Origin of the sequence: Reyranella sp. (assembly GCF_965228225.1) — a bacterium.
In the GTDB taxonomy this organism is placed as follows: Bacteria; Pseudomonadota; Alphaproteobacteria; order Reyranellales; family Reyranellaceae; genus Reyranella.
The window spans coordinates 170,629-192,656 of the sequence record NZ_OZ245801.1; the positions used below are offsets into that span (position 1 = coordinate 170,629).

Sequence of the window (22,028 nt, forward strand, 5' to 3'; positions counted from 1 at the left end):
GTGCTTGATCGTTTGAAGTCCGTGCTCAAGGCGCGGTTCGGTTCCGCGCCCGCTTTGTCGGAGGCGCCGAAGGGCGTCGAGGTCCTGGCCGAGATGGCCAACCGCCGCGTCGTGCGGCGCTATTCCGACGAGCCGCTCGACCCGGCGCTGCTCGACACGCTCTGCGCCGTGGCGCTGTCGGCGCCGTCCAAGAGCGACCTGCAGCAGGCCGACATCGTGATCGTCACCGACAAGGAACAGCGCGAGAAGCTCCAGGCGCTGATTCCGGAGAATCCGTGGGCCGCCGCCGGCCCGGCGCTGCTGGTCTTCTGCGGCAACAACCGCCGGCACCGGCTGCTGTTCGACTGGCGCGGCCGGCCGTTCGTGAACGACTATCTCGACCCGTTCTTCAATGCCGCCGTGGATGCCGGCATCGTGCTCGCCACCTTCATCGCCGCGGCCGATCGGGTCGGGCTCGGGACCTGCCCGATCAGCCAGATCCGCAACCAGGCGGCCCAGGTCTCCGAGGTGCTCGGCCTGCCGCAGCATGTCTTCCCGGTGGCAGGGCTCGGCGTCGGCTGGCCATCCTTCGAAGGCGTGATGAGCCCGCGCCTCGGGCTCGACGTGTCGATTCATCGCGACCGCTACGACGAAACCGGGCTTCGCGACAAGATCGAGTCCTACGACCGGCGGCGCGGCGAAACCCAGCCCTACAAAACACAGCGCTTCGTGGAGAAATTCGGTGAGGACCCGTCCTACGGCTGGTCCGAAGACAAGGCGCGGCAATATTCGGTGCCGGAGCGCGCCGATTTCGGCGCATTCGTGCGTGCGAAGGGTTTCAATCTCGACTGATCGTGCGTTGCTTCAGTTCCCTCAGCACGTGAAGTCGCAGGGCGCTCGACAGGTTGGTCTGACCCTGCACCCGGCCGCGGTCGATCTCGGCCACCAGCACGTTGAGCGACAGGCCGCGCGCCTCGGAGAGGGCTGAAAGCTCGGTCCAGAAGGCATCTTCCAGCGAGATGCTGGTTCGGTGGCCGTCGATCGTGACCGAGCGTTTACGCATGACGGGACTGTGGCAGCGGCCTCCGCCAGCGGCAACACGCCTCCTCAACCTGCCTTGCCGCCGTCACAGAGCGTGCGTATAAGCGCGCCCAACCAACCCTCCGGACAAATCATTATGGAAATCCGTAACGTCGCGATCATCGCGCACGTCGACCATGGCAAGACCACACTGGTCGATTGCCTGCTGAAGCAGAGCGGCACCTTCCGCGAGAACCAGCAGGTGGCCGAGCGCGCCATGGATTCGAACGACCTCGAACGCGAACGGGGTATCACGATCCTCGCCAAGGCGACCTCGGTCGAGTGGCATGGAACGCGTATCAACATCGTCGATACCCCCGGCCACGCCGACTTCGGCGGCGAGGTCGAGCGCATCCTGTCGATGGTCGATGGCGTGGTCCTGCTGGTCGACGCGGCCGAAGGGCCGCTGCCGCAGACCAAGTTCGTGCTGGGCAAGGCGCTGCGCCTCGGCCTGAAGCCGATCGTGCTGATCAACAAGGTCGACCGCTCCGACGCGCGCGCCCACGAAGTGCACGACGAGGTGTTCGATCTCTTCTCGGCGCTCGAGGCCTCCGACGAGCAGCTCGACTTCCCGACGCTCTTCGCCTCGGCCCGCCAGGGCTGGGCCGCGACTTCGCTCGAGGCCGAGCACACCGACATGACGCCGCTGTTCCAACTGCTGGTGAATCATGTTCCGGCGCCGAAGGTCGATCCCGATCCCGCGTTCCGAATGCTGGTGACGACGCTCGAGGCGGACAACTTCCTCGGCCGCATCCTCACCGGCCGCATCCTGTCGGGTTCGATCAAGCCCAACTCGATGGTCAAGGCGCTGAGCCGCGACGGGACGGAACTCGAGCAGACCCGTATCACGCGCATCCTGGCCTTCCGCGGTCTCGAGCGTGTGGCGCTCGAATCGGCCGAGGCCGGCGACATCGTGGCCATTGCCGGCATGAAGGTCGCCACCGTGGCCGACACGATCGGTGATATGTCGATCTCCGAGCCGATACATTCGCAGCCGATCGATCCGCCGACCCTCGCCATGACCTTCATGGTGAACGACTCGCCGCTCGCCGGCACCGAAGGCGACAAGGTCACGACCCGCATGATCCGCGCGCGCCTGATGCGCGAGGCGGAAGGCAACGTCGCGATCCGCGTCACCGACACCGAGAACGCCGATTCCTACGAGGTTGCCGGGCGCGGCGAATTGCAGCTCGGCGTGCTGATCGAGACGATGCGCCGCGAGGGCTTCGAACTCGCCGTCGGCCGTCCGCGCGTGTTGTTCCAGACCGATCCGGTCACCGGCCAGCGCCAGGAGCCGATCGAGGAAGTCGTGATCGACGTCGACGACGCCTATACCGGTGCGGTCGTCGAGCAGATCTCGCTGCGCAAGGGCGAGCTGCAGGACATGCGCCCGTCCGGCGCCGGCAAGACGCGCCTGGTGTTCTACGCCCCGTCGCGCGGCCTGATCGGCTATCACGGCGAGTTCCTGACCGATACGCGCGGCACCGGCGTGATGAACCGCCTGTTCCACGAATACGGCGCCTATCGCGGCCCGATCGCCGGCCGCCGCAACGGTGCGCTGATCGCCAACGCCGCGGGCAACGCGGTGATGTACGCGATGTGGAATCTCGAGGATCGCGGCCCGATGTTCATCGAGCCCGGCGTGCCCGTCTACATGGGCATGGTGATCGGCGAGCACAGCCGCGGCAACGACCTCGAAGTGAACGTCCTCAAGGGCAAGCAGCTCACCAACATCCGTGCCGCCGGCAAGGACGAGGCCGTCCGCCTCACGCCGCCGCGCAAGATGTCGCTCGAGCAGGCGATCGCCTATATTGAGGAAGATGAACTCGTCGAGATCACCCCGAAATCGATCCGGCTGCGCAAGCGGTTCCTCAATGCCGAGGACCGCAAGCGCGCCAAGAAGCAGGCCGCTGCGGCGGCGGAGTAAAGACTAGGACATGAGCGGCAGGAACGTGGATTTCGGCGATCGCCTTGCGACCGCCGCGGCGGCCAAGCAGGCTTTGCTCGAGAAGGCCAAGGCCAAGGCCAACGATCCGGAACTGATCAAGAAGCAGGCCGAGCGCGCCGCCATCGCGGCCGCCCGCGAGGCTCGCGAGGCCGAGCGTCGGGAAGCCAAGCGGCTGGAAGACGCGCGCATCGCCGCCGAAGTGGCGGCGGCAAAGGAAGCGGCCGAAGCGGCGGCGGCAAAAGCGGCCGCAGAGGCTGCAGCAGCGGCAGCCGAAGCCGCTGCGGCGGCCGAAGCCGCGGAGGCCGAGCGTGCCGCGCGGCGGGCCGCTGCCAAGCCGGTGCTGACCGAGGCCGAGCAGAAGGCCGCCCGCGACGCCCGCTACGCCGCCCGCAAGGCCCGCAAGGGCAAGCGTTAGGCCGAGCGGAGCTCGACCTGCTGAGCGACAGGACATTGCTTGCAATGTCCGAGAGCGCCGAAGGACGAACGGCCCCGAAGGGTCAGAGCGTCCCGCCCGTCAACGAGGCGCGCTGGCTGATCTCGATGTGGTTGCCGTCGGGATCGCAGACGAACGCATAGCGTACCGTCTCTCCCAGCACGCGCGGCTCGCCCCCGGAGGCGCCGCCGCGCTCCAGGATGCCGGCATACTCGGCCAGGCAATCCCACACCTGCACCGTCATGTAGCGGTAGCCGGGTCCGCGCCACTGGCCGACCGCGCTCTCGACCTTTCCCTGTTCGGCCACCACGACCAGCGAGTCGCCGCAGCGATAGCGGCCCTCGCCCGCGCGCTCGAACTGCATGGCGTGCGTCCAGAACCGGTCGTGGGCGGCGGGATCGTTGACCCGCAGCAGGATGGCGACTCCGTCGACCCCGTGCAGGCCCTGCGGGACGAGGGTCACCTTGTTGCCGTCGGGATCGGCGAGCGGCTGCGGCACCGCCAGCCCCTCGCGCGCGATCTCGAGGCCGATGATGCCCGAGGGTGGCGCGTCGGGCAGGGGGCCGCGCGCATGATTCATCTTCAGGATCGAGCCGTTCATGTGGTGGCGGTGCTGCTGCATGCCGCCGCCCAGCTTGCCCATATGGTCGTAGGGCAGGCCGACCGTCTGCTGCCAGAAGGCGAGTTGCTCGTCGCGCTTGTTCGAGAACAGGCCGACGTCGAGATGCTGCTTGGCGAGGTTCATGGCGGGAAGTGTAGCGCACGGCGGAAAACAATTCTTACAAACCCTGCCGCGACTCCGCGGCATCGCGATCCTAGAAAGGCGTGATGGGGGACCGGCCGCCGGGGGGCGGCCGGTCGGTTGCGGGAAGGGCTGTCGATGATTCGCGCCATGATCGGCACGCTGGCCGTGCTGGCCGGCTTTGCCGTCGTCGAGCGTTCGGTCGACGCCAGCACCGGCCCGCCCGGATCGTGCAAACCGACCGAAGTCCATGCGCTGCTGCCGCGGGACGCCATCGTGGCGGTGCGGTCGGGGCCGACGCCGCTCTCGCCTTCGGTGGGGACGCTTCGTGGCCGCGCCGTCGTCAGCCTGTCGGGCGGCCAGGGCGGGTGGGCGCACATCGCGGTCGCGGACGCGCCGCAACTCGATGGCTGGGTACCGGCGGACCAGCTCTGGGTCGATGTCGAGCCGGGCCGCGCGCTCTACAGCCTGCCGGGGCCTATGGGCCGGGTGCTCGCGATGTCAGACGTCGACGCGGAAAGCTTCCGCGTCCTGGGGTGTCACGGCGCCTGGCTGCGCCTCATCAACGCCCGCACCGGCGTCGTGTGGACCGACAAGACGCGGTCCTGAGGGACCTTTACGTCGAACCTCAGATCTTCAGATCGCTGAAGAAGTCGTTGCCCTTGTCGTCGGTGATGATGAAGGCCGGGAAGTTCTCGACCTGAATGCGCCAGATCGCTTCCATGCCGAGCTCGGGATATTCCAGCACCTCGACCTTCTTGATCACGTCCTGCGCCAGGATGGCGGCCGGGCCGCCGATCGAGCCGAGATAGAAGCCCCTGTGCTTCTTGCAGGCGTCGACGACCTGCTTGCTGCGATTGCCCTTGGCCAGCATGACCATCGAGCCGCCATTGGCCTGGAAGAGGTCGACATAGGAGTCCATGCGGCCGGCCGTGGTCGGGCCGAACGAGCCCGAGGCCATGCCGGTCGGCGTCTTGGCCGGGCCGGCGTAATAGACCGGGAACTGCTTGAAATAGTCCGGCAGGCCCTCGCCGCGATCGAGCCGCTCCTTGAGCTTGGCGTGCGCCGAATCGCGCGCCACGATCAGCGTGCCGCTGAGGTTGACGCGGGTCTTCACCGGATGCTTCGTCAGCACCGAGAGCGTGTGCGCCATGCCCTTGTTCAGGTCGACCGAGACGACGTCGCCCGAGAGCTGCGCCGGCTCGATCTCGGGCAGGAACTGCGCCGGATTGTGCTCGAGCTGCTCGAGGAACACGCCGTCCTTGGTGATCTTGCCGACGGCCTGGCGGTCGGCCGAGCAGGACACGCCAATGCCGATCGGCACCGAGGCGCCATGGCGGGCGATGCGGATCACGCGCACGTCGTGGCAGAAATACTTGCCGCCGAACTGTGCGCCGATGCCCATCTGGCGCGTGAGCTCCAGCACCTTCTGCTCCATCTCGCGATCGCGGATGGCGACGCCCTTGTTGTTGCCCTCGCCGGGCAGGTCGTCGAGGTAGCGCGTCGAGGCGAGCTTCACCGTCTTGAGATTCATCTCCGCCGAGGTGCCGCCGACCACGATGGCCAGGTGATAGGGCGGGCAGGCGGCGGTGCCGAGCGTGCGGATCTGGGTGTCGAGGAACTTGAGCAGCGCGGCCTCGTTCAGCACGGCCGGCGTCTGCTGGTGCAGGTAGGTCTTGTTGGCCGAGCCGCCGCCCTTGGCGACGAACAGGAACTTGTAGGCGTCACCGTCGGTCGCATAGATGTCGATCTGCGCCGGCAGGTTGGTGCCGGTCTGCACTTCCTTGAACATCGACAGCGGCGAGACCTGCGAATAGCGCAGGTTGGTCTCGGTGTAGGTCTTGTAGACGCCCCTGGCGATCGCTTCCTCGTCGCCGCCGCCGGTCCACACCGCCTGGCCCTTCTTGGCCATGACGATGGCGGTGCCGGTGTCCTGGCACATCGGCAGCACGCCGCCGGCCGAGATGTTGGCGTTCTTCAGCAGTTCGAGTGCCACGTAGCGGTCGTTGGCCGAGGCCTCGCCGTCGTCGAGGATGTTGCGCAGCTGCTGGAGGTGGCCCGGGCGCAGCAGGTGGGAAATGTCGTGGAAGGCCGCCGCCGTCAGGGTGGTCAGGGCCTCCGGCGCGACGGTGAGCACGTCGCGGCCGTTGAACTTGGTGGTGCCGACGAAATCCGAGGTGAGCTTGCGGTAGGGCGTCGTGTCCTCGTGGCTCGGGAACATTTCCTGAAACTGGAACTCGGGCATGCGTCTTGTCTCCTGGCGACCCAGTCGGGGCGCCGGTTTCCTGCCGCAGCCGGGCCGCGGCGTCTACCTACTTCTTTCGGAAGCTGTCGAGCTTGACGACCTTGGAGGCCGCATCCTCGGGCTTGGGCACGTCGGCGGCGGCGGCCTCGCCTTCGGTCGCGGCGGTCTCGCCTTCCTGAACGGGCGGGGCCGGCCGCTTCTCGGGCACCGGCAGCGGGGTCGGCGCAGCCGCGCCTTCCGGCTTGTCGGCGGTCAGCTTCTCACCCGTTTCCTTGTCCCGGCGGTCGAACTGCAGGCCGAAGCGAACCGAGGGGTCGACGAAGGCCGAGAGCGCGGCGAATGGGACCTTTATGCGCTCCTGCTGCTTGTTGAAGCTGACCATCACCTCGAAATCGTCCTCGCGGATGATCAGGTCCCAGTACTGGTGCTGCAGCACGATGGTCATTTCATCGGGATACTTGGCGCGCAGATAATCCGGCAATTCGACGCCGGGATCGTTGCTGCGGAAGCTGATGTAGAAATGGTGCGAGCCCGGCAGTCCCGTTTCCGCGACCTGAGTCAGCACGCGTCGCACGACGCTGCGCAGCGCATCGTCGACGAGAGCGTCGTAGTGAAAGCGATCGTTCATGGCCTGTCGGAAATTTGAGAAAGCATCGACCCGCCCTGCCGGAGAGTCAACGATGGCAATAGCCGTCAATTGGACGGAAGGAAAGTGGGGGGCTTCTGTTGCCCGGTGCCCCCCGGACCGCGCTTACGTCCGCTGTTTAGGCGGCAGCAGCGAGTGTAACGGTGTTATCGTTAGCACTTGTGAATGGCCCGTCACGGCGGAACCATACCGGGCAAAAACCGCGCCTTTACCACGCTCGTCGATCCTGGTTCGCCCCCATCGGTTCCGCCCGAGGGCGGAGAGAAATGGTGGAGGCGCCGGGTACTGCCCCCGGGTCCGAAACGCTTATTTCACGCGGCGTTTATCGCCATAGTCGGTTTCCCGACGCGCCCTATATAGGCGCTTCCGCCGGCTTTTTGAAGGCGTGTCCGCCCCCAGATCCTTCCTTGCCCGCCGCAGCCGATTCCCCGCATAAAGCACGGCGAAACCAAGGACAGCGAACCGATGCCCCTCTCCAGCGACCAGCAGGCAGAAATCGACCAGGCCCGGGCCGGCGCCCAGCCGACCTTGCGCCCGGTCGCTCCGGCGCTGGAGGAAATCCTCTACAAGGCGCTGCCGGTGCTCGATCACGGCTTCGTCCGCGTCGTCGACTACATGGGCGACGACGCCGCCGTGGTGCAGGCCGCGCGGGTGAGCTACGGCCGCGGCACCAAGAAAGTCAGCGAGGATCGCGGGCTCATCAACTATCTCATGCGGCACCGCCACACGACGCCGTTCGAGATGTGCGAGATCAAGTACCACGTGAAGCTGCCGATCTTCGTGGCGCGCCAGTGGATCCGCCATCGCACCGCCAACGTGAACGAATATTCCGCGCGCTATTCGATCCTCGACAACGAATTCTACGTCCCCAAGCCCGAGCATCTCGCCGCCCAGAGCGCGATGAACCGCCAGGGCCGCGACGCGGTGCTGGCCGGCAAGGAGGCCGAGCGCGTCTTCAGCCTGCTGAAGCAGGACGCCGAGCTGGTCTACGAGCACTATCTCGAAATGCTGAACGAGGGCGAGGGTGGCGCGCCGCTCGATCCCGAACGGTCCGGCCTCGCGCGCGAACTGGCGCGCATGAACCTGTCGCTCGGCTTCTATACCCAGTGGTACTGGAAGACGAACCTGCACAACCTCATGCATTTCCTCTCGCTGCGCGCCGATGCCCATGCGCAGTACGAGATCCGCGTCTATGCCGAGACCATGCTCGATACGCTGAAGCGCTGGTGCCCGATCAGCCACGACGCCTTCGTCGAATACCGCCTGGGCGGCACGCATCTCTCCAAGACCGGCCTCGCGATCGTGAAGCGCATGCTGGCGGGAGAGGTAGTCGACCAGAAGTCGAGCGGGCTGAGCGCCCGCGAATGGCGCGAGTTGATGGCGGCGCTCGGTCAGGCGACGTGATCCGCGATCCCGGCCGGCTGCGGCTCCTGCGTGAGCGGCCGCGCGACAATTCCGCCGTCGAGGAGATGAACGAGGCGGCCTTCGGAGCGGAGCGCCAGCAGAAGACCGTCTACCGGCTGCGCGAGGGCGTGAAGCCCATCCGCGAACTGTGCTTCGTGGCGATCGACCAGAAGGACAGGATGGTGGCCTCGATCCGCAACTGGCCGATCCTGATCAACGACAAGTGGCCGGCGGTCATGCTGGGTCCGCTCGCCATCTCGCCCGAACTGCGCGGGCTGGGCTACGGCAAGGCGCTGATGTGGCACTCGATGGCGCAGTCGCGCATGCTGGGCCACAGCCGCATCATCCTGGTCGGCGACCCCGAATACTACAACCAGTTCGGTTTCCGCCGCGATCTCGCACTGAACATCCAGCTCCCCGGCTGGGTCGAGGACCGCCGCTTCCTCGCCCTCGAACTGGTCGCCGGCTCGATGATCGGCGTCCACGGCCTGATCGGCAAATGGCGCCCCGGCTGGCGTCCCAAGAAGACCCGCCAGCGCGGGTAGTTTTCCGTAGTCGAAGGCCCCTGTTTGCTCGCTCGGTGAGGTCCTTCGCTGCGCTCAGGACGACAGATAAGTTAGGACGGTAGCCAACACTCTGTCGTCCTGAGCGCAGCGAAGGACCTCGCGCCAGTTACTCGCTCGGCATCAGATCTCGAAATTCCGGATTGATCGTTCGCACCAGCTCGTTCTTGCGTTCGCGCCGCCAGCCCTTCAGCTGCTTTTCGCGTGCAATGGCGTCGTTCGGATTGTCGTATTCCTCGGCATAGACCAGCCGAGTCGCCCGGTATTTCCTCGCGAACTCACTGCCTTGTCCGTTCCGGTGTTCCCAGATCCGGCGTTCGAGATCGTTCGTGACGCCGATGTACATCGCGTTTCCGGAGCCGCTGACGAGGATGTAGGTCCAGTACTGTCGCGTGCCCCTCGCGAAGGTCCGTGTCTGGCCGCCCGGTGAGGTCCTTCGCTGTGCTCAGGACGACAGTGATTTACTGCACCACGATGTTCGGCGCCTTGCGGGCGCCGCGCTGATTGGCGGAAAGCTGCTTCCAGACGCGGCCGGCGATGTTCTTGTAGACCTGCGCATGGGCGCTGTCGGGCTTCGACACGACGATGGGATGGCCGCTGTCGGACGTGGTGCGGATGTCGAGATGGAGCGGGACCTCGCCGAGGAACGGCACGCCCAGCTTGTCGGCCTCCTCGCGCGCGCCGCCATGGCCGAAGATCTCCGAGCGCTCGCCGCAGTGCGGGCAGAGGAAGTAGCTCATGTTCTCGACGATGCCGAGCACCGGCACCGCCACCTTGCGGAACATGTTGAGGCCCTTGCGCGCATCGACCAAGGCGATGTCCTGCGGCGTGGAGACGATGACGGCGCCCGCCAGGGCCACGCGCTGGGCCAGCGTGAGCTGCGCGTCGCCGGTGCCCGGCGGCATGTCGACCACCAGCACGTCGAGGTCGCCCCACTGGACGTCGCGCAGCATCTGCTCGAGCGCGCTCGACACCATGGGGCCGCGCCAGATCATCGGCGTGTCCTCGTTCACGATGTAGCCGATCGACATGGTCTTGAGCCCGTATTTCTCGATCGGCTTGAGCATCTTGCCGTCGGCCGATTCGGGCTTCTCCGTCACGCCCAGCATGCGCGGCATCGAGGGGCCATAGATGTCGGCGTCGAGCAGCCCGGTCGCGAGGCCGTTGGCGGCGAGCCCGAGCGCCAGGTTGACGGCGGTGGTCGACTTGCCGACGCCGCCCTTGCCCGACGCCACGGCGATGATGTGCTTGACGCCCGGTACGTCGATCCGGCCGCCACCGCCGGTCGTCTTGCCAGAAGTCGCCTTGGCCGCGGGCGCACCGTGACTGTGACTGTGGCCGTGATGGCCGGCCGGAGGGGGCGGCGGGGACGGCGCAGCGCGCTCCGCGGTCATCACCGCGGTCGCCGAGAGAACGCCCGGCATCGCCCGGATCGCCTGTTCGCAGGCCTGGCGCAGGGGCTCGAGCGCCGTGCCGCGCGCCGGATCGACTTCGAGGGTGACCGCGACATGGCCGGCCCGCGTCGCAATACCGCTCACCATGCCGAGTGCCGCCACGCTGCTGCCCGTCACGGGATCGATCACGGTATCGAGAACCTCGCGGATGGCCGTTTCGGTGATTTCCGCCATGTTCTGCTGCTTCCGCTGCGGCGCAATTTCACGGCCGCCGCTTGATTGAAGGTGGGCCTGTCGTCACATATATGCAGAGCGTCTGGAAATCAAAAGCGACAACGCGCCCAAGCGCGGTGACAAGCGGCAGCAGGGGCCCTGAGGTGACAAATGGCGTGGAATAACAACGGCGGCGGCGGCCCCTGGGGCGGCGGCGGCGGTAGTGGCGGCGGCGGCGGCGGTGGTCCCTGGGGCGGCGGCGGTGGCGGTGGCAACAAAGGCGGCGGCGGTGGCGGCGGCGGTCCGTTCGGCTCGCGGCGCCCGCCCGACATGGAAGACGTGATCCGCAAGGGGCAGGAACGCCTCAAAAATCTCATGCCCGGCGGCTTCGGCACCTACAAGGGCATCGCCCTCGTGGTCCTGGGCGCGCTCGTGATCTGGCTGGCCACCGGCTTCTTCCGCGTGCAGCCCAACCAGCAGGCCATCCAGCTCGTCTTCGGCAAGCCCTACGGGAAGCCCGTCGAGCCGGGCCTGCACTACAATCTGCCGGCCCCGATCGGCAATGTCGTGGTCGTGAACGTGCAGGACCAGCGCCGCACGGTCATCGGTTCGCGCGGCAGCCAGGCGACCACGCCCTACACGCGGGGCCCGCGTCCGACGTCGACGGAAAACCTGATGCTGACCGGCGACGAGAATATCGTCGACATCGAGTTCGCCGTGCTCTGGCAGATCAAGGACGTGTTCAAGTACGCATTCGACGTGCGCAATCCCGAGGAAAACGTCCGCGCCGGCGCCGAGGCCGCCATGCGCGAGGTGATCGGCAAGTCGAACCTGCAATATGCCCAGACCGAGGGCCGCAGCCGTATCGAGCAGGACACCAAAGACCTTCTGCAGGGCATTCTCGACGAGTATGGCCTCGGCGTGCGCATTTCGCAGATCCAGCTGCTGCGCGTGGACCCGCCGCAGGAAGTCATTGCGGCGTTCCGCGACGTGCAGGCCGCGCGCGCCGACAAGGAGAAGCTGATCAACGAGGGCAACACCTACCGCAACCAGCAGCTCCCGCGGGCCAAGGGTGAGGCAGAATCGATCATCCAGCGCTCCGAAGCCTACAAGGCCGAGACCGTGGCGCGCGCCAGCGGTGATGCCCAGCGTTTCGACCAGGTCTACGAGCAGTGGGCCAAGGCCAAGGACATCACGACCGAGCGTCTCTACCTCGACATGATGGAAGAAGTGCTGCGTAACGTGAACAAGGTGCTGGTCGACAAGGGCACGACCAACAATGGCGGCGTGCTGCCCTATCTGCCGTTGCCCGAGCTGCGCTCGGGACAGACTCCGGGCGTCGGGCCGCAACCGCCGCGCGCACCTCAGCCGCTGCCGGGAGCCACGCGATGAGCAACCGTTCGATCATCGCGCTGATCGCGCTCGCGATCGTGGGCTTCCTAGTCAGTCAGACCTTCTACACGGTGGATCCGACCAAGCAGGTTCTGGTCCGTCAGTTCGGCGCCATCGTCGGTGAGCCGAAGACCGACCCGGGGCTCTACGCCAAGCTGCCGCTGATCCAGGACATCCAGCGGATCGACCGCCGGCTGCTCGACTACGAAGCCGAGGAGTTCGAGATCATCGCCGGCGACCAGAAGCGCCTCGTGGTCGATGCCTATGCCCGCTACAAGATCGTCGCGGCCAAACTTTATGCGCAGACCGTGCCGGGAGGCGAGACGACCCTGCGCGGGCTCCTCGACTCGCTGATCAACTCGGAGATCCGCGGCGTCCTCTCGTCGGTGCCGCTGCATGCGGTGCTGACCGACCAGCGCGCCAATCTCATGGACGACATCACCCGGCGGGTGAACGTCAAGACCATGGAGCTTGGCGTCCAGACGGTCGACGTTCGTATCAAGCGGGCGGACCTGCCGCAGGCCAACTCGCAATCGGTCTACAACCGCATGAAGACCGACCGCGAGCGCGAGGCCGGCCAGCTCCGCGCCGAGGGCGACGAGGAGAATGCCCGCATCAAGGCGACGGCCGACCGCGAGGTCGCCGTCATCAAGGCCGATGCCGGGTTGAAGGGCCAGATCGTGCGAGGCGAGGCCGACGCGGCGGCGACCGAGATCTACGCCAAGGCCTTTAGCAAGGACAAAGACTTCTACGCCTTCTACCGGCGCATGGAGGCCTACAAGCAGGCGTTCGGTTCCGGCGGCTCGACCATGCTGCTGAGCCCCGACAACGACTTCTTCCGCTTCTTCAACGACCCGTCGGGACTACCCGCCCCGAAGCCGTAGGAAGCGGCAAAGATCGTACCGACCGGCGGCTGTGGCACTCTTGTCACGCCGCCGGTTTCTTTTTGGTCAGGCGCCCAAAACGCCCGAAAACCGGGCGCGATAACGACCTCTTTATTTGCGCCACAATCGGCCCGCAGTTAGACAGGAACCCTAACGCGCGGCGCCGGCCGTATCGACCGTTTGGCCTTGAGCGCCGTTGGAGGTCGGTCGTGATTCTAGCTGATTTGCCTGGCTATTTCAGAGGGGCCGCGCTTGCGGCGATCGCGTCGCTCGGCCTCGTGACGGCTGAGCCGGTATGGGCTCGCCAACCGACGGAGAGCTTCTCCGAACTGGTCGACAAGCTGATGCCGACCGTCGTCAACATCACGACCACGCAAAACGTCCCCCAGCAGGGGCCGCGTCTGCGCGACATGCCGCAGCTTCCGCCGGGCTCACCCTTCGAGGAACTGTTCAAGGAGTTCTTCGACAAGCGTGGCGGTGAAGAGCAGCAGAAGCGCCGCGGCACGTCGCTGGGGTCGGGCTTCGTGATCGACGGCGAAGGCTACATCGTCACCAACAACCATGTGATCCAGGGCGCCGAGGACATCACGGTCATCTTCCGCGACGACACCCAGCTCAAGGCCAAGCTGATCGGCTCCGACAGCCGCATCGACCTGGCCCTGCTCAAGGTCGAGCCGCCCAACAAGAAGCCGCTGCCGGCGGTCAAGTGGGGCGATTCGGACAAGTCCCGGGTCGGCGACTGGGTGATCGCCATCGGCAATCCCTTCGGCATGGGCCATTCGGTGACGGCCGGCATCATCTCGGCGCGCGGCCGGTCGCTGAACGACTCGCTCGACGACTATCTGCAGACCGACGCGGCCATCAACAAGGGCAACTCGGGCGGTCCGCTGTTCAACACCGACGGCGAGGTGATCGGCGTCAACACCGCGATCTACTCGCCGTCCGGCACCAATGCGGGTCTCGCCTTCTCGATCCCGTCGAACCTCGTGAAGCAGGTCGCCGACCAGCTGCGCGAGTTCGGCAAGGTCAAGCGCGGCTGGATCGGCGTCAGCTACCAGAGCGTCACCGACGACATCGCCGATTCCTTCGGCCTCGATCGCGCCCGCGGCGTGCTGGTGGCCAATGTCACGGCCGACGGGCCGGCGTCCAAAGCCGGTCTGAAGCGCAACGACATCATCCTCTCCTTCGGCGGCCAGGACGTGCTCGACCTGCGCCGCTTCCCGAAGGTGGTGGCCAATGCCCGGGTCGGCAGCACCGTCGACGTGGTCGTGTGGCGCGGCGGCAAGGAAGTGCCCCTGAAACTCAGGGTCGGCGAGCAGGAAGAGGCCGAGAAGCAGAACACTTCGGCCCAGGGCGGCCAGAAGAAGCCGGCCGAACCCGACCAGCCGGTGACCTCGACCATCGAGCAGCTCGGCCTGACCTTGCAGAAGGTCACCGACCAGCTGCGCGAACGCTATGGCCTGTCCGACCAGGTGAAGGGCGTGATCGTCACCAAGGTGGCGCCCAACAGCCCGGCCGCCGAGAAGCAGCTGCAGCCGGGCGACGTCATCCTCGAAGTCGACCAGAAGCCGGTGACGACCCCTCAGGAGGTCACCGATCTCGTGACCAAGCTGCAGCAGCAGAAGAAGCGCTCCGTGCTCCTCTTCGTCGAGCGTCAGGGCGATCCCCGCTTCGCGGCGCTGCGTCTGCAGAAGTAGTATTTGCTTCCGACAAATGGAAAAGGCCGCGCATCGCGCGGCCTTTTTTGTTTCTCTGTCGTCTGGAGCGAAGCGAAAGACCTCCCGCCAACAACGCAGGACGTCGTTTGATCGTTCTGTGAGGTCCTTCGCTGGCGCTCAGGACGACAAACAGGTCAGCCGACCTTCACCACCAGCTTGCCGAAGTTCTCGCCCTTGAGCAGGCCCATGAAGGCCTCCGGGGCCTTGGCGAGGCCGTCGATCACGGTCTCGCGGCTCTTCAGCTTGCCGGAGGCCACGAGCCCACCGACCTCGTTCACGAACTCGCCCATGAGGGCGACATGGTCGGAGACGATGAAGCCCTGCAGGGTGAGGCGGCGCTGGACGATGGTGAACATCTTCTCCGGTCCGGCCATCGGGGTGGCGTCCTGGTACTCCGAGATGGCGCCGCAGAAGGCGACCCGGCCGAAATTGTTCAGGCGCGCGAAGACGGCGTGGAAGATCCGGCCGCCGACATTCTCGAAGTCGGCGTCGATGCCCTGCGGGCAGAGCTTGTCGAGCACCGCGCCCACGTCGCTTTCGGTCTTGTGGTTGAAGCAGGCGTCGTAGCCCGCCTCGCGCACCGCCCACTGGCACTTCTGCTCGTCGCCGGCACAGCCCACGACGCGGGCACCCGCCAGCTTGGCGAGCTGGCCCGCCACCTGGCCCACGGCGCCGGTCGCGGCGGAGACGAACACCGTCTCGCCCGCCTTGGGCTTGCAGATATGCTTGATGCCGTACCAGGCGGTGAAGCTCGGCATGCCCAACACCCCGAGATGGGCCGAGAGCGGTACCCCGGCGGCGTCGATCTTGCGCAGGCCCTTGCCGTCATGGACCGTATGCGTGGCCCAGTTCAGCATGCCCATCACGATGTCGCCCTTGGCGTAGCGCGGGTTCTTCGATTCGACGACCTCGCCGACCGAGCCGCCGGTCAGCGGCTTGTCGAGCTCGAAGGGCGGCGTGTAGGAGCGCAGCTCGGTCATGCGCGGCCGCATGTAGGGATCGAGCGACAGGAAGCGCTGGGCGATCAGGATCTGGCCCTCCGCGAGGGCGGGGAGCGAAACGGTCTCGGCGCGGAAGCAGTCGGCGGTGACGTCGCCTTCGGGGCGCTTGGCGAGGACGATCTGCTGGATGTCGGTCATGGGTCTTTCCTCTCTTCGAAGTCGCTGCGGCGATAGCCCTGCAGGTAGAGCAGCGCGCTCAGGTCGCCATGGTCGATGCGGGCCGGCACCTGGGCCGCCACCGCCGGCTTGGCATGAAAGGCGACGCCGAGGCCGGCGGCCTTCAGCATCGGCAGGTCGTTGGCGCCGTCTCCCACGCTTATCGCGTCCGCGTCGCCAAGGCCACGCTCTCCGGCCAGGCGCCGCAGGGTCGTGAGCTTCGCCTCCTTGCCGAGGATGGGATGCGCCACCGTGCCGGCCAGGGACGTGCCGTCATGCTCCAGCACATTGGCGGCATCGAGGTCGAACCCGAGAGTCTTGCGCACCATCGCGGTGAAGTGAGTGAAGCCGCCCGACACCAGCGCGCAGTAGGCACCGTGCTTGCGCAGGGTCGCCACGAGAGTGGCGCCGCCCGGCATGTAGCGGATGCGGGTCGCGGCCTCGTCGAGGCGGCCGACGGCCAGGCCCTTCAGCAGGCCGACCCGCTCCTCGAGCGCGCCGGCGAAATCGATCTCGCCGTTCATGGCGCGGGCCGTGATGCCGGCGATCTTCTCGCGCAGGCCCAGGAAGTCGGCCAGCTCGTCCAGCATCTCGTTGTGGATCATGGTCGATTCCATGTCCGCGACGAGCAGCTTCTTGCGGCGTCCCTCCGCCGGCAGAACGACCGCGTCGACGCCGGCCAGGCTCACGGAGGCGGCCGTCCCCTCGAATGGCAGGTCGCAGGCAATTCCCCTGTCGAGCCAGTCGGGCGCGCCGACGCTGACGCCGCTGGCCTTCAGGGCTTCGATGGCGGAGGCCACGACCGCATCGGTCACGGCGGGGCGGGCGGGATCGGAGATCAGGACCAGGACGTTTTTCACGCACCCGGCTCTAGCGGCGGGGTCGCGGATTTGCAAACAGTGCGCCGCCCATGACATCGCAAGCACAGCCTTCCGTCATCGTCGTCACCGGACCGACCGCCAGCGGCAAGTCGGCGCTGGCGCTCGAGCTCGCCGAACGGCGCGGCGGCACGGTGATAAATGCCGATGCGATGCAGACCTACGACGCCTTCCCGGTCCTGACGGCGCAGCCGACCGGGGAGGAGCGGGCGCGGGTGCCGCATACGCTCTATGGCGTCCTGCCGGTGGGCGAGACCGTATCGGCCGCACGCTGGCGGACGCTCGCATCCGCCGAGATAGAGCGGGTTCTGGCCGATGGCCGCGTGCCTATCCTGTGCGGCGGCTCGGGTCTCTATATCCGGACCCTGATGCAAGGAATTGCGCCGATTCCCGACGCCCCGCCCGAGCTGCGCGAGCAGGCCAATGCCGACTGGGCGGCCTTGGGATCGCGGGCTTTCCGGGAGCGGCTGGCCGTCCACGACCCGGTCATCGTCGACCGGCTGAAGCCCGAGGACCGCCAGCGTCACGTCAGGGCCTGGGAGGTCTGGCAGGCCACGGGCCGGCCGCTCAGCGAATGGCAGCGGGGCGAGGCCTCCGCGGCGCCGTGGCGGTTCGTGACCGTGCTGCTGGCGCCCGACCGGGCCTGGCTGCGCGAGCGGATCGAGCGGCGCTTCGACGTGATGCTCAGCCAGGGCGTGGAAGCCGAAGCCCGTGCGGTTTTCGACAAGCACCCCGATCCGGCCTGGCCGGGCCTCAAGGCCCATGGCGCGCCCGAGTTTTTCCGGCATTTCCGGGGGGAGTTGTCGTTCCCGGACGTTCGGCGGATCGCGATCGATCACACGCGGCAATACGCCAAACGCCAGCTGACGTGGTTCCGACATCAGATGGCACCAGATCTAGTATTTGACCCGAGGGCCGATCAGACTGTGGGCGAGATTGAGAAATATTTGGACAATCTGGCGGGTTGAAACTTTGCGTTTCGATCTTTTCGATTGACCCGCTCAAACGCCGCCCCTATGTTCCGCCGCGCCGCAAAACCCCCGTTTTGCGGCACATTTGTCATGAAGGAGACCGCTGTGTTGAAGCCCGAGGAGCCCGCCACGACTGGCGCCGATCTGTTGGTGAAAGCCTTGATCGACGAGGAAGTCGAGGTCGTCTTCGGCTATCCCGGCGGTGCGGTCCTTCCGATCTACGATTCGCTCTTCAAGCAGAACCGGCTGCGCCACATCCTGGTGCGTCACGAGCAGGCCGCCGTGCACGCCGCCGAGGGCTATGCCCGCTCGACCGGCAAGGTCGGCGTGGTGCTGGTGACCTCCGGTCCCGGCGCGACCAACGCCGTGACCGGCCTGACCGACGCGCTGATGGATTCGATCCCGATCGTCTGCCTGACGGGCCAGGTGCCGACCCACCTGATCGGCAACGATGCCTTCCAGGAAGCCGACACGACCGGCATCACGCGCCCCTGCACCAAGCACAATTACCTGGTGAAGGCGGTGGGCGCCCTCGCGCGCACGGTCCACGAGGCCTTCTACGTGGCGCGCTCCGGCCGTCCCGGCCCGGTCGTCATCGACCTACCCAAGGACGTGCTGATGAACAAGCACGAGTATGTGGCGCCGCCCAAGGTCGCGGTGACGCACAAGAGCTACCGGCCGCAGACCCAGCCCGATCCGAAGAAGATCGAGCAGGCGGTCGAGATGATCGCCAATGCCAAGCGTCCGGTGTTCTATGCCGGCGGCGGCGTCATCAATGCGGGTCCCAAGGCCTCGAAGCTGCTGACGCAGCTCGTGCACCTCACGGGCTATCCGGTCACCAACACGCTGATGGGCCTGGGTGCGTTCCCGGCGTCGGACAAGCAGTTCCTCGGCATGCTGGGCATGCACGGCACCTACGAAGCCAACCTGGCGATGCACGGCTGCGACGTGATGATCAACATCGGCGCGCGCTTCGACGACCGCATCACCGGCAACCTGTCGAAGTTCTCGCCGGGCTCGAAGAAGATCCACGTCGACATCGATCCCTCGTCGATCAACAAGAACGTCCATGTCGACCTCGCCATCGTGGGCGATGCCGGTATCGTGCTGGAAGAACTCCTGAAGGTCTGGAAGGCGAAGCAGCCCAAGGTCGACCAGAAGGCCCTGAAGGCGTGGTGGGCCGAGATCGAGACGTGGCGCGCGCGCAACTGCCTCGCCTACAAGCCCAACAAGCAGGTGATCAAGCCCCAGTATGCGCTGGAGCGGCTCTATCACCACATCAAGGACAAGGACCACTACATCACCACCGAAGTGGGCCAGCACCAGATGTGGGCGGCGCAGTTCCTGAAGTTCGAGCAGCCCAACCGCTGGATGACCTCGGGCGGCCTGGGCACCATGGGCTACGGCTTCCCGGCGGCGCTGGGCGTGCAGATCGCCCATCCCGAGGCGCTGGTCATCGACGTGGCCGGCGAGGCCTCGATCCTGATGAACATCCAGGAACTCTCGACGGCGGCGCAGTATCGCCTGCCGGTGAAGATCTTCGTGCTCAACAATCACTACATGGGCATGGTGCGGCAGTGGCAGGAGCTGCTGCATGGCGGCCGCTATTCCGAGAGCTATTCGGAATCGCTGCCCGACTTCGTGAAGGTCGCCGACGCGTTCGGCGCCAAGGGCCTGCGCTGCGACGATCCGGCCAAGCTCGACGACACGATCAAGGAAATGATCGAGCTGAAGCATCCCGTCATCGTCGACGTCATCGTCGACGAGAAGGAGAACTGCTTCCCGATGATCCCCTCGGGCGCGGCGCACAACGAGATGCTGCTGGGTCCGGACGACAAGCAGTCCGCGAAGGTGTCGGAAGAAGGCATGGTGCTGGTGTGAGCAAGGATTCCGCTATCGTCGCCCATACCATCTCCGTGCTGGTGGCCAACGAGCCGGGCATCCTCGCGCGCGTCGTCGGCCTGTTTTCGGGCCGCGGCTACAACATCGAGAGCCTGACCGTCGCGGAGACCAACGCGAAGGAAAGCCAGTCGCGCATCACCATCGTGACCAAGGGCACGCCGATGATCATCGAGCAGATCAAGGCGCAGCTCGATCGTCTCGTGCCGGTCTATCGCGTGCGTGATCTCACGGTCGAGGGCCCGCACATCGAGCGTGAGCTGGCGCTGGTGAAGGTCAAGGGCGTCGGCGAGAAGCGCGTCGAGGCGCTGCGCCTGGCCGACGTGTTCCGCGCCAAGGTGATCGACGCCAAGTCCGATTCCTTCGTCTTCGAGGTCACCGGCAACACCGACAAGGTGCAGACCTTCATCGGCCTGATGGAGTCGCTGGGCCTGGTCGACGTCGTCCGCACCGGCATCGTCGCCATGTCGCGCGGCGGCGAGGCGCTGTAGAGGCCATGCCGCACTCTTCACCTCCCCCGTATGACGGGGGAGGCCGGGAGGGGGAGAGCAACGCGAAGAAATTCGAGATGAAGAGAGGGGCAGACCTGTGGCCTTCCCCCTCCGCCCCCTTCGGAGGCACCTCCCCCGTGTGACGGGGGAGGAGAAGAATGCCCGTTCCGTTAGTAGTTCGACAGGCCCTTGATCGAGGCCACGCGGCCCTCGATCTCGGACAGGTTGGCCGGCGCCTTGTCGATCACGAACAGAGCCTGGGTGCGTCCGTTCATCTGCAGCGGATCGCCGCCCTCGCGCTGCTGCATCTCGCCGAGGAAAGTGCCGGCGGGGCGGCAGGTCGGGGTGGCGCTCAGCCCGCCGAAATTGACACCCGGATAGCGCAGGCAGATCTGGGTGATCTGCTGGCCGCTCGAATCGCTGGTGTTCTCGACCGTCCACTGGCCCTGGAAGATGCGCCGCTGGCCGACCATCCAGACGAGGTCGCGGCCGTCCGCCGTCGAGTAGTGGATCTGGGCCGGGCCGGGGCCGCGGGTCCACAGCCAGGTGTGGTTGCCCATCGCCCGCGCCGCGCCATGCACCGTCGAATTCTCCACCGCGTAGTCGATGCCGGGCATCGGGGTGGCCGGGTTCGTCGGGGCGTCCGAGGGCTGGTTGCAGGCAACCAGCACGAGTGCCAGGGAAGCGGGGACGAAGGCGGAGCGAAGGGACATAAGGGCTTTCCTCGGGAAACTACGGGGCTTGGGTTGCCCTCCGTGAGGCATACCATATGTAGAAGCGCAAGGGGGACATGCGATAAGGCGGGATTCGAGGCTGGTTTTTGCGAGCCGGGTTGTCTACTAACCCCCGTTCTTTGCAAGAAGCAGCTGCCAGGAGGATTGGCCCCTATGCGTGTCTACTACGATCGTGATGCCGACGTGAACCTGATCAAGGGCAAGAAGGTCCTGGTCGTCGGCTACGGCAGCCAGGGTCATGCCCACGCCATGAACCTCCGTGATTCGGGCGTCAAGGACGTGCGCATTGCGCTGAAGCCCGGCTCGGCCACGATCAAAAAGGCCGAGGGTGCCGGCTTCACGGTGATGAGCCCGGCCGACGGCGCCAAGTGGGCCGACATCGTGATGATGCTGACCCCGGACGAGCTGCAGTCGGACATCTACAACGCCGACCTCGCCGACAACATGAAGCAGGGCGCGGCGCTGGCTTTCGCGCACGGTCTCAATGTCCACTTCAACCTGCTGACGCCGCGTCCCGACCTCGACGTGTTCATGATCGCGCCGAAGGGCCCCGGTCACACCGTGCGCTCCGAGTATGTGCGCGGCGGCGGCGTGCCCTGCCTAGTGGCGGTGGCGCAGAACCCCTCGGGCAACGCGCTCGAGATCGCGCTGAGCTACTCCTCGGCGGTGGGCGGCGGTCGCGCCGGCACCATCGAGACCTCTTTCAAGGAAGAGTGCGAGACCGATCTGTTCGGCGAGCAGGTCGTGCTGTGCGGCGGCCTCGTCGAGCTGATCAAGGCCGGCTTCGAGACGCTGGTCGAGGCGGGCTATGCGCCGGAGATGGCGTACTTCGAGTGCCTGCACGAAGTGAAGCTGATCGTCGACCTCATCTTCGAGGGCGGCATCGCCAACATGAACTACTCGATCTCCAACACCGCCGAGTACGGCGAGTACCGCTCGGGCCCGCGCATCGTGACCGCCGAGACCAAGGCCGAGATGAAGCGCGTGCTGGAAGACATCCAGTCGGGCCGCTTCGCGCGCGACTGGATGCTGGAGAACAAGGTCAACCAGGCGTCGTTCAAGGCCACGCGCAAGAAGATGGCGGAGCACCCGATCGAAGAGGTCGGCGAGAAGCTGCGCGCCATGATGCCGTGGATCAAGGAGAAGGCCTTGGTGGACAAGGCGCGCAACTAGCGCGCCCTGGACGCCGGCGGGCGGCAGCGCTTTTATCCAAGCGCGACAGCCCGCGTGATTCAGAAAAGATCAAGGCGCCGGAAC

The 22,028-nt window shown here is 66.4% G+C and carries 21 protein-coding genes, 1 other RNA gene and 1 pseudogene; 13 read left to right on the forward strand and 10 right to left on the reverse strand.

Annotation, left to right across the window (positions count from 1 at the left end):
* Nucleotides 1-831, forward strand: a complete 831-nt coding sequence (locus tag ACO07K_RS00785; RefSeq protein ID WP_422034025.1) for a nitroreductase family protein — start codon at nt 1-3, stop codon at nt 829-831.
* Here the strand turns inward: ACO07K_RS00785 and ACO07K_RS00790 are convergent.
* On the reverse strand, nt 818-1,042 hold the full coding sequence (locus ACO07K_RS00790; protein ID WP_422034026.1) for a ribbon-helix-helix domain-containing protein: 225 nt from the start codon (nt 1,040-1,042) through the stop codon (nt 818-820). The genes ACO07K_RS00785 and ACO07K_RS00790 overlap by 14 nt on opposite strands.
* A gap of 114 nt (nt 1,043-1,156) precedes the next feature.
* Between ACO07K_RS00790 and typA the strand changes: the two genes are divergently transcribed.
* Together typA and ACO07K_RS00800 are read left to right on the forward strand one after the other, a co-directional pair.
* Nucleotides 1,157-2,986: a translational GTPase TypA gene (gene typA / locus ACO07K_RS00795; RefSeq protein ID WP_422034027.1), complete on the forward strand. Its 1,830-nt coding sequence runs from the start codon at nt 1,157-1,159 to the stop codon at nt 2,984-2,986.
* 10 nt (nt 2,987-2,996) lie between these two features.
* On the forward strand, nt 2,997-3,422 hold the full coding sequence (locus ACO07K_RS00800) for a DUF6481 family protein (protein WP_298309513.1): 426 nt from the start codon (nt 2,997-2,999) through the stop codon (nt 3,420-3,422).
* An 82-nt stretch (nt 3,423-3,504) separates the two neighbouring features.
* Here ACO07K_RS00800 and ACO07K_RS00805 read toward each other — a convergent pair whose 3' ends face one another.
* On the reverse strand, nt 3,505-4,185 hold the full coding sequence (locus tag ACO07K_RS00805) for a VOC family protein (protein WP_422034028.1): 681 nt from the start codon (nt 4,183-4,185) through the stop codon (nt 3,505-3,507).
* A gap of 135 nt (nt 4,186-4,320) precedes the next feature.
* Between ACO07K_RS00805 and ACO07K_RS00810 the strand changes: the two genes are divergently transcribed.
* Nucleotides 4,321-4,791 (forward strand): hypothetical protein, encoded by a 471-nt coding sequence (locus tag ACO07K_RS00810; RefSeq protein ID WP_422034029.1) that lies wholly within the window; start codon nt 4,321-4,323, stop codon nt 4,789-4,791.
* 19 nt (nt 4,792-4,810) lie between these two features.
* Here ACO07K_RS00810 and ACO07K_RS00815 read toward each other — a convergent pair whose 3' ends face one another.
* The 3 genes from ACO07K_RS00815 to ssrA form a co-directional block, all read right to left on the reverse strand.
* A complete protein-coding gene (locus ACO07K_RS00815) occupies nt 4,811-6,427 on the reverse strand; it encodes a fumarate hydratase (RefSeq protein ID WP_422034030.1) in 1,617 nt (538 codons plus the stop codon).
* A gap of 67 nt (nt 6,428-6,494) precedes the next feature.
* Nucleotides 6,495-7,055: an SspB family protein gene (locus ACO07K_RS00820; RefSeq protein ID WP_422034031.1), complete on the reverse strand. Its 561-nt coding sequence runs from the start codon at nt 7,053-7,055 to the stop codon at nt 6,495-6,497.
* 83 nt (nt 7,056-7,138) lie between these two features.
* Nucleotides 7,139-7,459: a transfer-messenger RNA gene (gene ssrA / locus ACO07K_RS00825) on the reverse strand.
* A 79-nt stretch (nt 7,460-7,538) separates the two neighbouring features.
* On the opposite strand from ssrA, the gene thyX reads away from it, so the two are divergent.
* Complete coding sequence (gene thyX / locus ACO07K_RS00830) at nt 7,539-8,477, forward strand: FAD-dependent thymidylate synthase (protein ID WP_422034032.1); 939 nt, start codon at nt 7,539-7,541, stop codon at nt 8,475-8,477.
* Nucleotides 8,474-9,022, forward strand: a complete 549-nt coding sequence (locus ACO07K_RS00835; protein ID WP_298311165.1) for a GNAT family N-acetyltransferase — start codon at nt 8,474-8,476, stop codon at nt 9,020-9,022. Before thyX ends, ACO07K_RS00835 begins: the two co-directional genes overlap by 4 nt.
* Nucleotides 9,023-9,149: 127 nt before the next feature.
* Here the strand turns inward: ACO07K_RS00835 and ACO07K_RS00840 are convergent.
* Together ACO07K_RS00840 and apbC are read right to left on the reverse strand one after the other, a co-directional pair.
* A pseudogene (locus tag ACO07K_RS00840) lies at nt 9,150-9,416 on the reverse strand (GIY-YIG nuclease family protein); the annotation flags it as partial.
* Nucleotides 9,417-9,501: 85 nt separating this feature from the next.
* Nucleotides 9,502-10,668: an iron-sulfur cluster carrier protein ApbC gene (gene apbC, locus ACO07K_RS00845; protein ID WP_422034034.1), complete on the reverse strand. Its 1,167-nt coding sequence runs from the start codon at nt 10,666-10,668 to the stop codon at nt 9,502-9,504.
* 150 nt (nt 10,669-10,818) lie between these two features.
* On the opposite strand from apbC, the gene hflK reads away from it, so the two are divergent.
* The 3 genes from hflK (at nt 10,819) to ACO07K_RS00860 (ending at nt 14,620) form a co-directional block, all read left to right on the forward strand.
* Nucleotides 10,819-12,039: an FtsH protease activity modulator HflK gene (gene hflK, locus ACO07K_RS00850; RefSeq protein ID WP_422017398.1), complete on the forward strand. Its 1,221-nt coding sequence runs from the start codon at nt 10,819-10,821 to the stop codon at nt 12,037-12,039.
* Nucleotides 12,036-12,923, forward strand: coding sequence for a protease modulator HflC (hflC, locus tag ACO07K_RS00855; RefSeq protein ID WP_422034035.1), 888 nt, complete (start codon nt 12,036-12,038; stop codon nt 12,921-12,923). The genes hflK and hflC overlap by 4 nt, the downstream gene beginning before the upstream one ends.
* 209 nt (nt 12,924-13,132) lie before the next feature.
* Nucleotides 13,133-14,620: a DegQ family serine endoprotease gene (locus ACO07K_RS00860; protein WP_422034036.1), complete on the forward strand. Its 1,488-nt coding sequence runs from the start codon at nt 13,133-13,135 to the stop codon at nt 14,618-14,620.
* 155 nt (nt 14,621-14,775) lie between these two features.
* Here ACO07K_RS00860 and ACO07K_RS00865 read toward each other — a convergent pair whose 3' ends face one another.
* Together ACO07K_RS00865 and serB are read right to left on the reverse strand one after the other, a co-directional pair.
* Nucleotides 14,776-15,780, reverse strand: a complete 1,005-nt coding sequence (locus ACO07K_RS00865; protein WP_422034038.1) for an NADP-dependent oxidoreductase — start codon at nt 15,778-15,780, stop codon at nt 14,776-14,778.
* On the reverse strand, nt 15,777-16,658 hold the full coding sequence (gene serB, locus ACO07K_RS00870) for a phosphoserine phosphatase SerB (RefSeq protein WP_422034039.1): 882 nt from the start codon (nt 16,656-16,658) through the stop codon (nt 15,777-15,779). The genes ACO07K_RS00865 and serB overlap by 4 nt, the downstream gene beginning before the upstream one ends.
* Nucleotides 16,659-16,708: 50 nt before the next feature.
* Here serB and miaA point away from each other — a divergent pair, with 50 nt between their 5' ends.
* The 3 genes from miaA (at nt 16,709) to ilvN (ending at nt 20,037) form a co-directional block, all read left to right on the forward strand.
* Nucleotides 16,709-17,644 carry a tRNA (adenosine(37)-N6)-dimethylallyltransferase MiaA gene (miaA, locus tag ACO07K_RS00875; protein WP_422034040.1) on the forward strand — a complete coding sequence of 312 codons (936 nt, stop codon included), beginning with the start codon at nt 16,709-16,711 and terminating at the stop codon, nt 17,642-17,644.
* A 93-nt stretch (nt 17,645-17,737) separates the two neighbouring features.
* On the forward strand, nt 17,738-19,528 hold the full coding sequence (locus tag ACO07K_RS00880) for an acetolactate synthase 3 large subunit (protein WP_422034041.1): 1,791 nt from the start codon (nt 17,738-17,740) through the stop codon (nt 19,526-19,528).
* Nucleotides 19,525-20,037, forward strand: a complete 513-nt coding sequence (ilvN, locus tag ACO07K_RS00885) for an acetolactate synthase small subunit (RefSeq protein ID WP_304855615.1) — start codon at nt 19,525-19,527, stop codon at nt 20,035-20,037. The genes ACO07K_RS00880 and ilvN overlap by 4 nt, the downstream gene beginning before the upstream one ends.
* Before the next feature lie 170 nt (nt 20,038-20,207).
* On the opposite strand, the gene ACO07K_RS00890 is transcribed toward ilvN, so the two are convergent.
* Nucleotides 20,208-20,750, reverse strand: coding sequence for a hypothetical protein (locus ACO07K_RS00890; protein WP_422034043.1), 543 nt, complete (start codon nt 20,748-20,750; stop codon nt 20,208-20,210).
* Nucleotides 20,751-20,924: 174 nt separating this feature from the next.
* Between ACO07K_RS00890 and ilvC the strand changes: the two genes are divergently transcribed.
* Nucleotides 20,925-21,944, forward strand: coding sequence for a ketol-acid reductoisomerase (gene ilvC, locus ACO07K_RS00895; protein WP_422034044.1), 1,020 nt, complete (start codon nt 20,925-20,927; stop codon nt 21,942-21,944).
* The last annotated feature ends 84 nt before the right edge of the window (nt 21,945-22,028 follow it).

Excerpts from the sequence above, each read along its gene's own strand:
- ACO07K_RS00880 (WP_422034041.1), top strand. The coding sequence starts at position 17,738 with ATGAAGGAGACCGCTGTGTTGAAGCCCGAGGAGCCCGCCACGACTGGC.
- thyX (WP_422034032.1), top strand. The coding sequence starts at position 7,539 with ATGCCCCTCTCCAGCGACCAGCAGGCAGAAATCGACCAGGCCCGGGCC.
- ACO07K_RS00865 (WP_422034038.1), bottom strand. The coding sequence starts at position 15,780 with ATGACCGACATCCAGCAGATCGTCCTCGCCAAGCGCCCCGAAGGCGAC.
- ACO07K_RS00815 (WP_422034030.1), bottom strand. The coding sequence starts at position 6,427 with ATGCCCGAGTTCCAGTTTCAGGAAATGTTCCCGAGCCACGAGGACACG.
- hflK (WP_422017398.1), top strand. The coding sequence starts at position 10,819 with ATGGCGTGGAATAACAACGGCGGCGGCGGCCCCTGGGGCGGCGGCGGC.
- ACO07K_RS00820 (WP_422034031.1), bottom strand. The coding sequence starts at position 7,055 with ATGAACGATCGCTTTCACTACGACGCTCTCGTCGACGATGCGCTGCGC.
- ACO07K_RS00805 (WP_422034028.1), bottom strand. The coding sequence starts at position 4,185 with ATGAACCTCGCCAAGCAGCATCTCGACGTCGGCCTGTTCTCGAACAAG.
- apbC (WP_422034034.1), bottom strand. The coding sequence starts at position 10,668 with ATGGCGGAAATCACCGAAACGGCCATCCGCGAGGTTCTCGATACCGTG.
- hflC (WP_422034035.1), top strand. The coding sequence starts at position 12,036 with ATGAGCAACCGTTCGATCATCGCGCTGATCGCGCTCGCGATCGTGGGC.
- typA (WP_422034027.1), top strand. The coding sequence starts at position 1,157 with ATGGAAATCCGTAACGTCGCGATCATCGCGCACGTCGACCATGGCAAG.
- ACO07K_RS00790 (WP_422034026.1), bottom strand. The coding sequence starts at position 1,042 with ATGCGTAAACGCTCGGTCACGATCGACGGCCACCGAACCAGCATCTCG.
- ACO07K_RS00800 (WP_298309513.1), top strand. The coding sequence starts at position 2,997 with ATGAGCGGCAGGAACGTGGATTTCGGCGATCGCCTTGCGACCGCCGCG.
- ilvC (WP_422034044.1), top strand. The coding sequence starts at position 20,925 with ATGCGTGTCTACTACGATCGTGATGCCGACGTGAACCTGATCAAGGGC.
- ACO07K_RS00890 (WP_422034043.1), bottom strand. The coding sequence starts at position 20,750 with ATGTCCCTTCGCTCCGCCTTCGTCCCCGCTTCCCTGGCACTCGTGCTG.
- miaA (WP_422034040.1), top strand. The coding sequence starts at position 16,709 with ATGACATCGCAAGCACAGCCTTCCGTCATCGTCGTCACCGGACCGACC.
- ACO07K_RS00810 (WP_422034029.1), top strand. The coding sequence starts at position 4,321 with ATGATTCGCGCCATGATCGGCACGCTGGCCGTGCTGGCCGGCTTTGCC.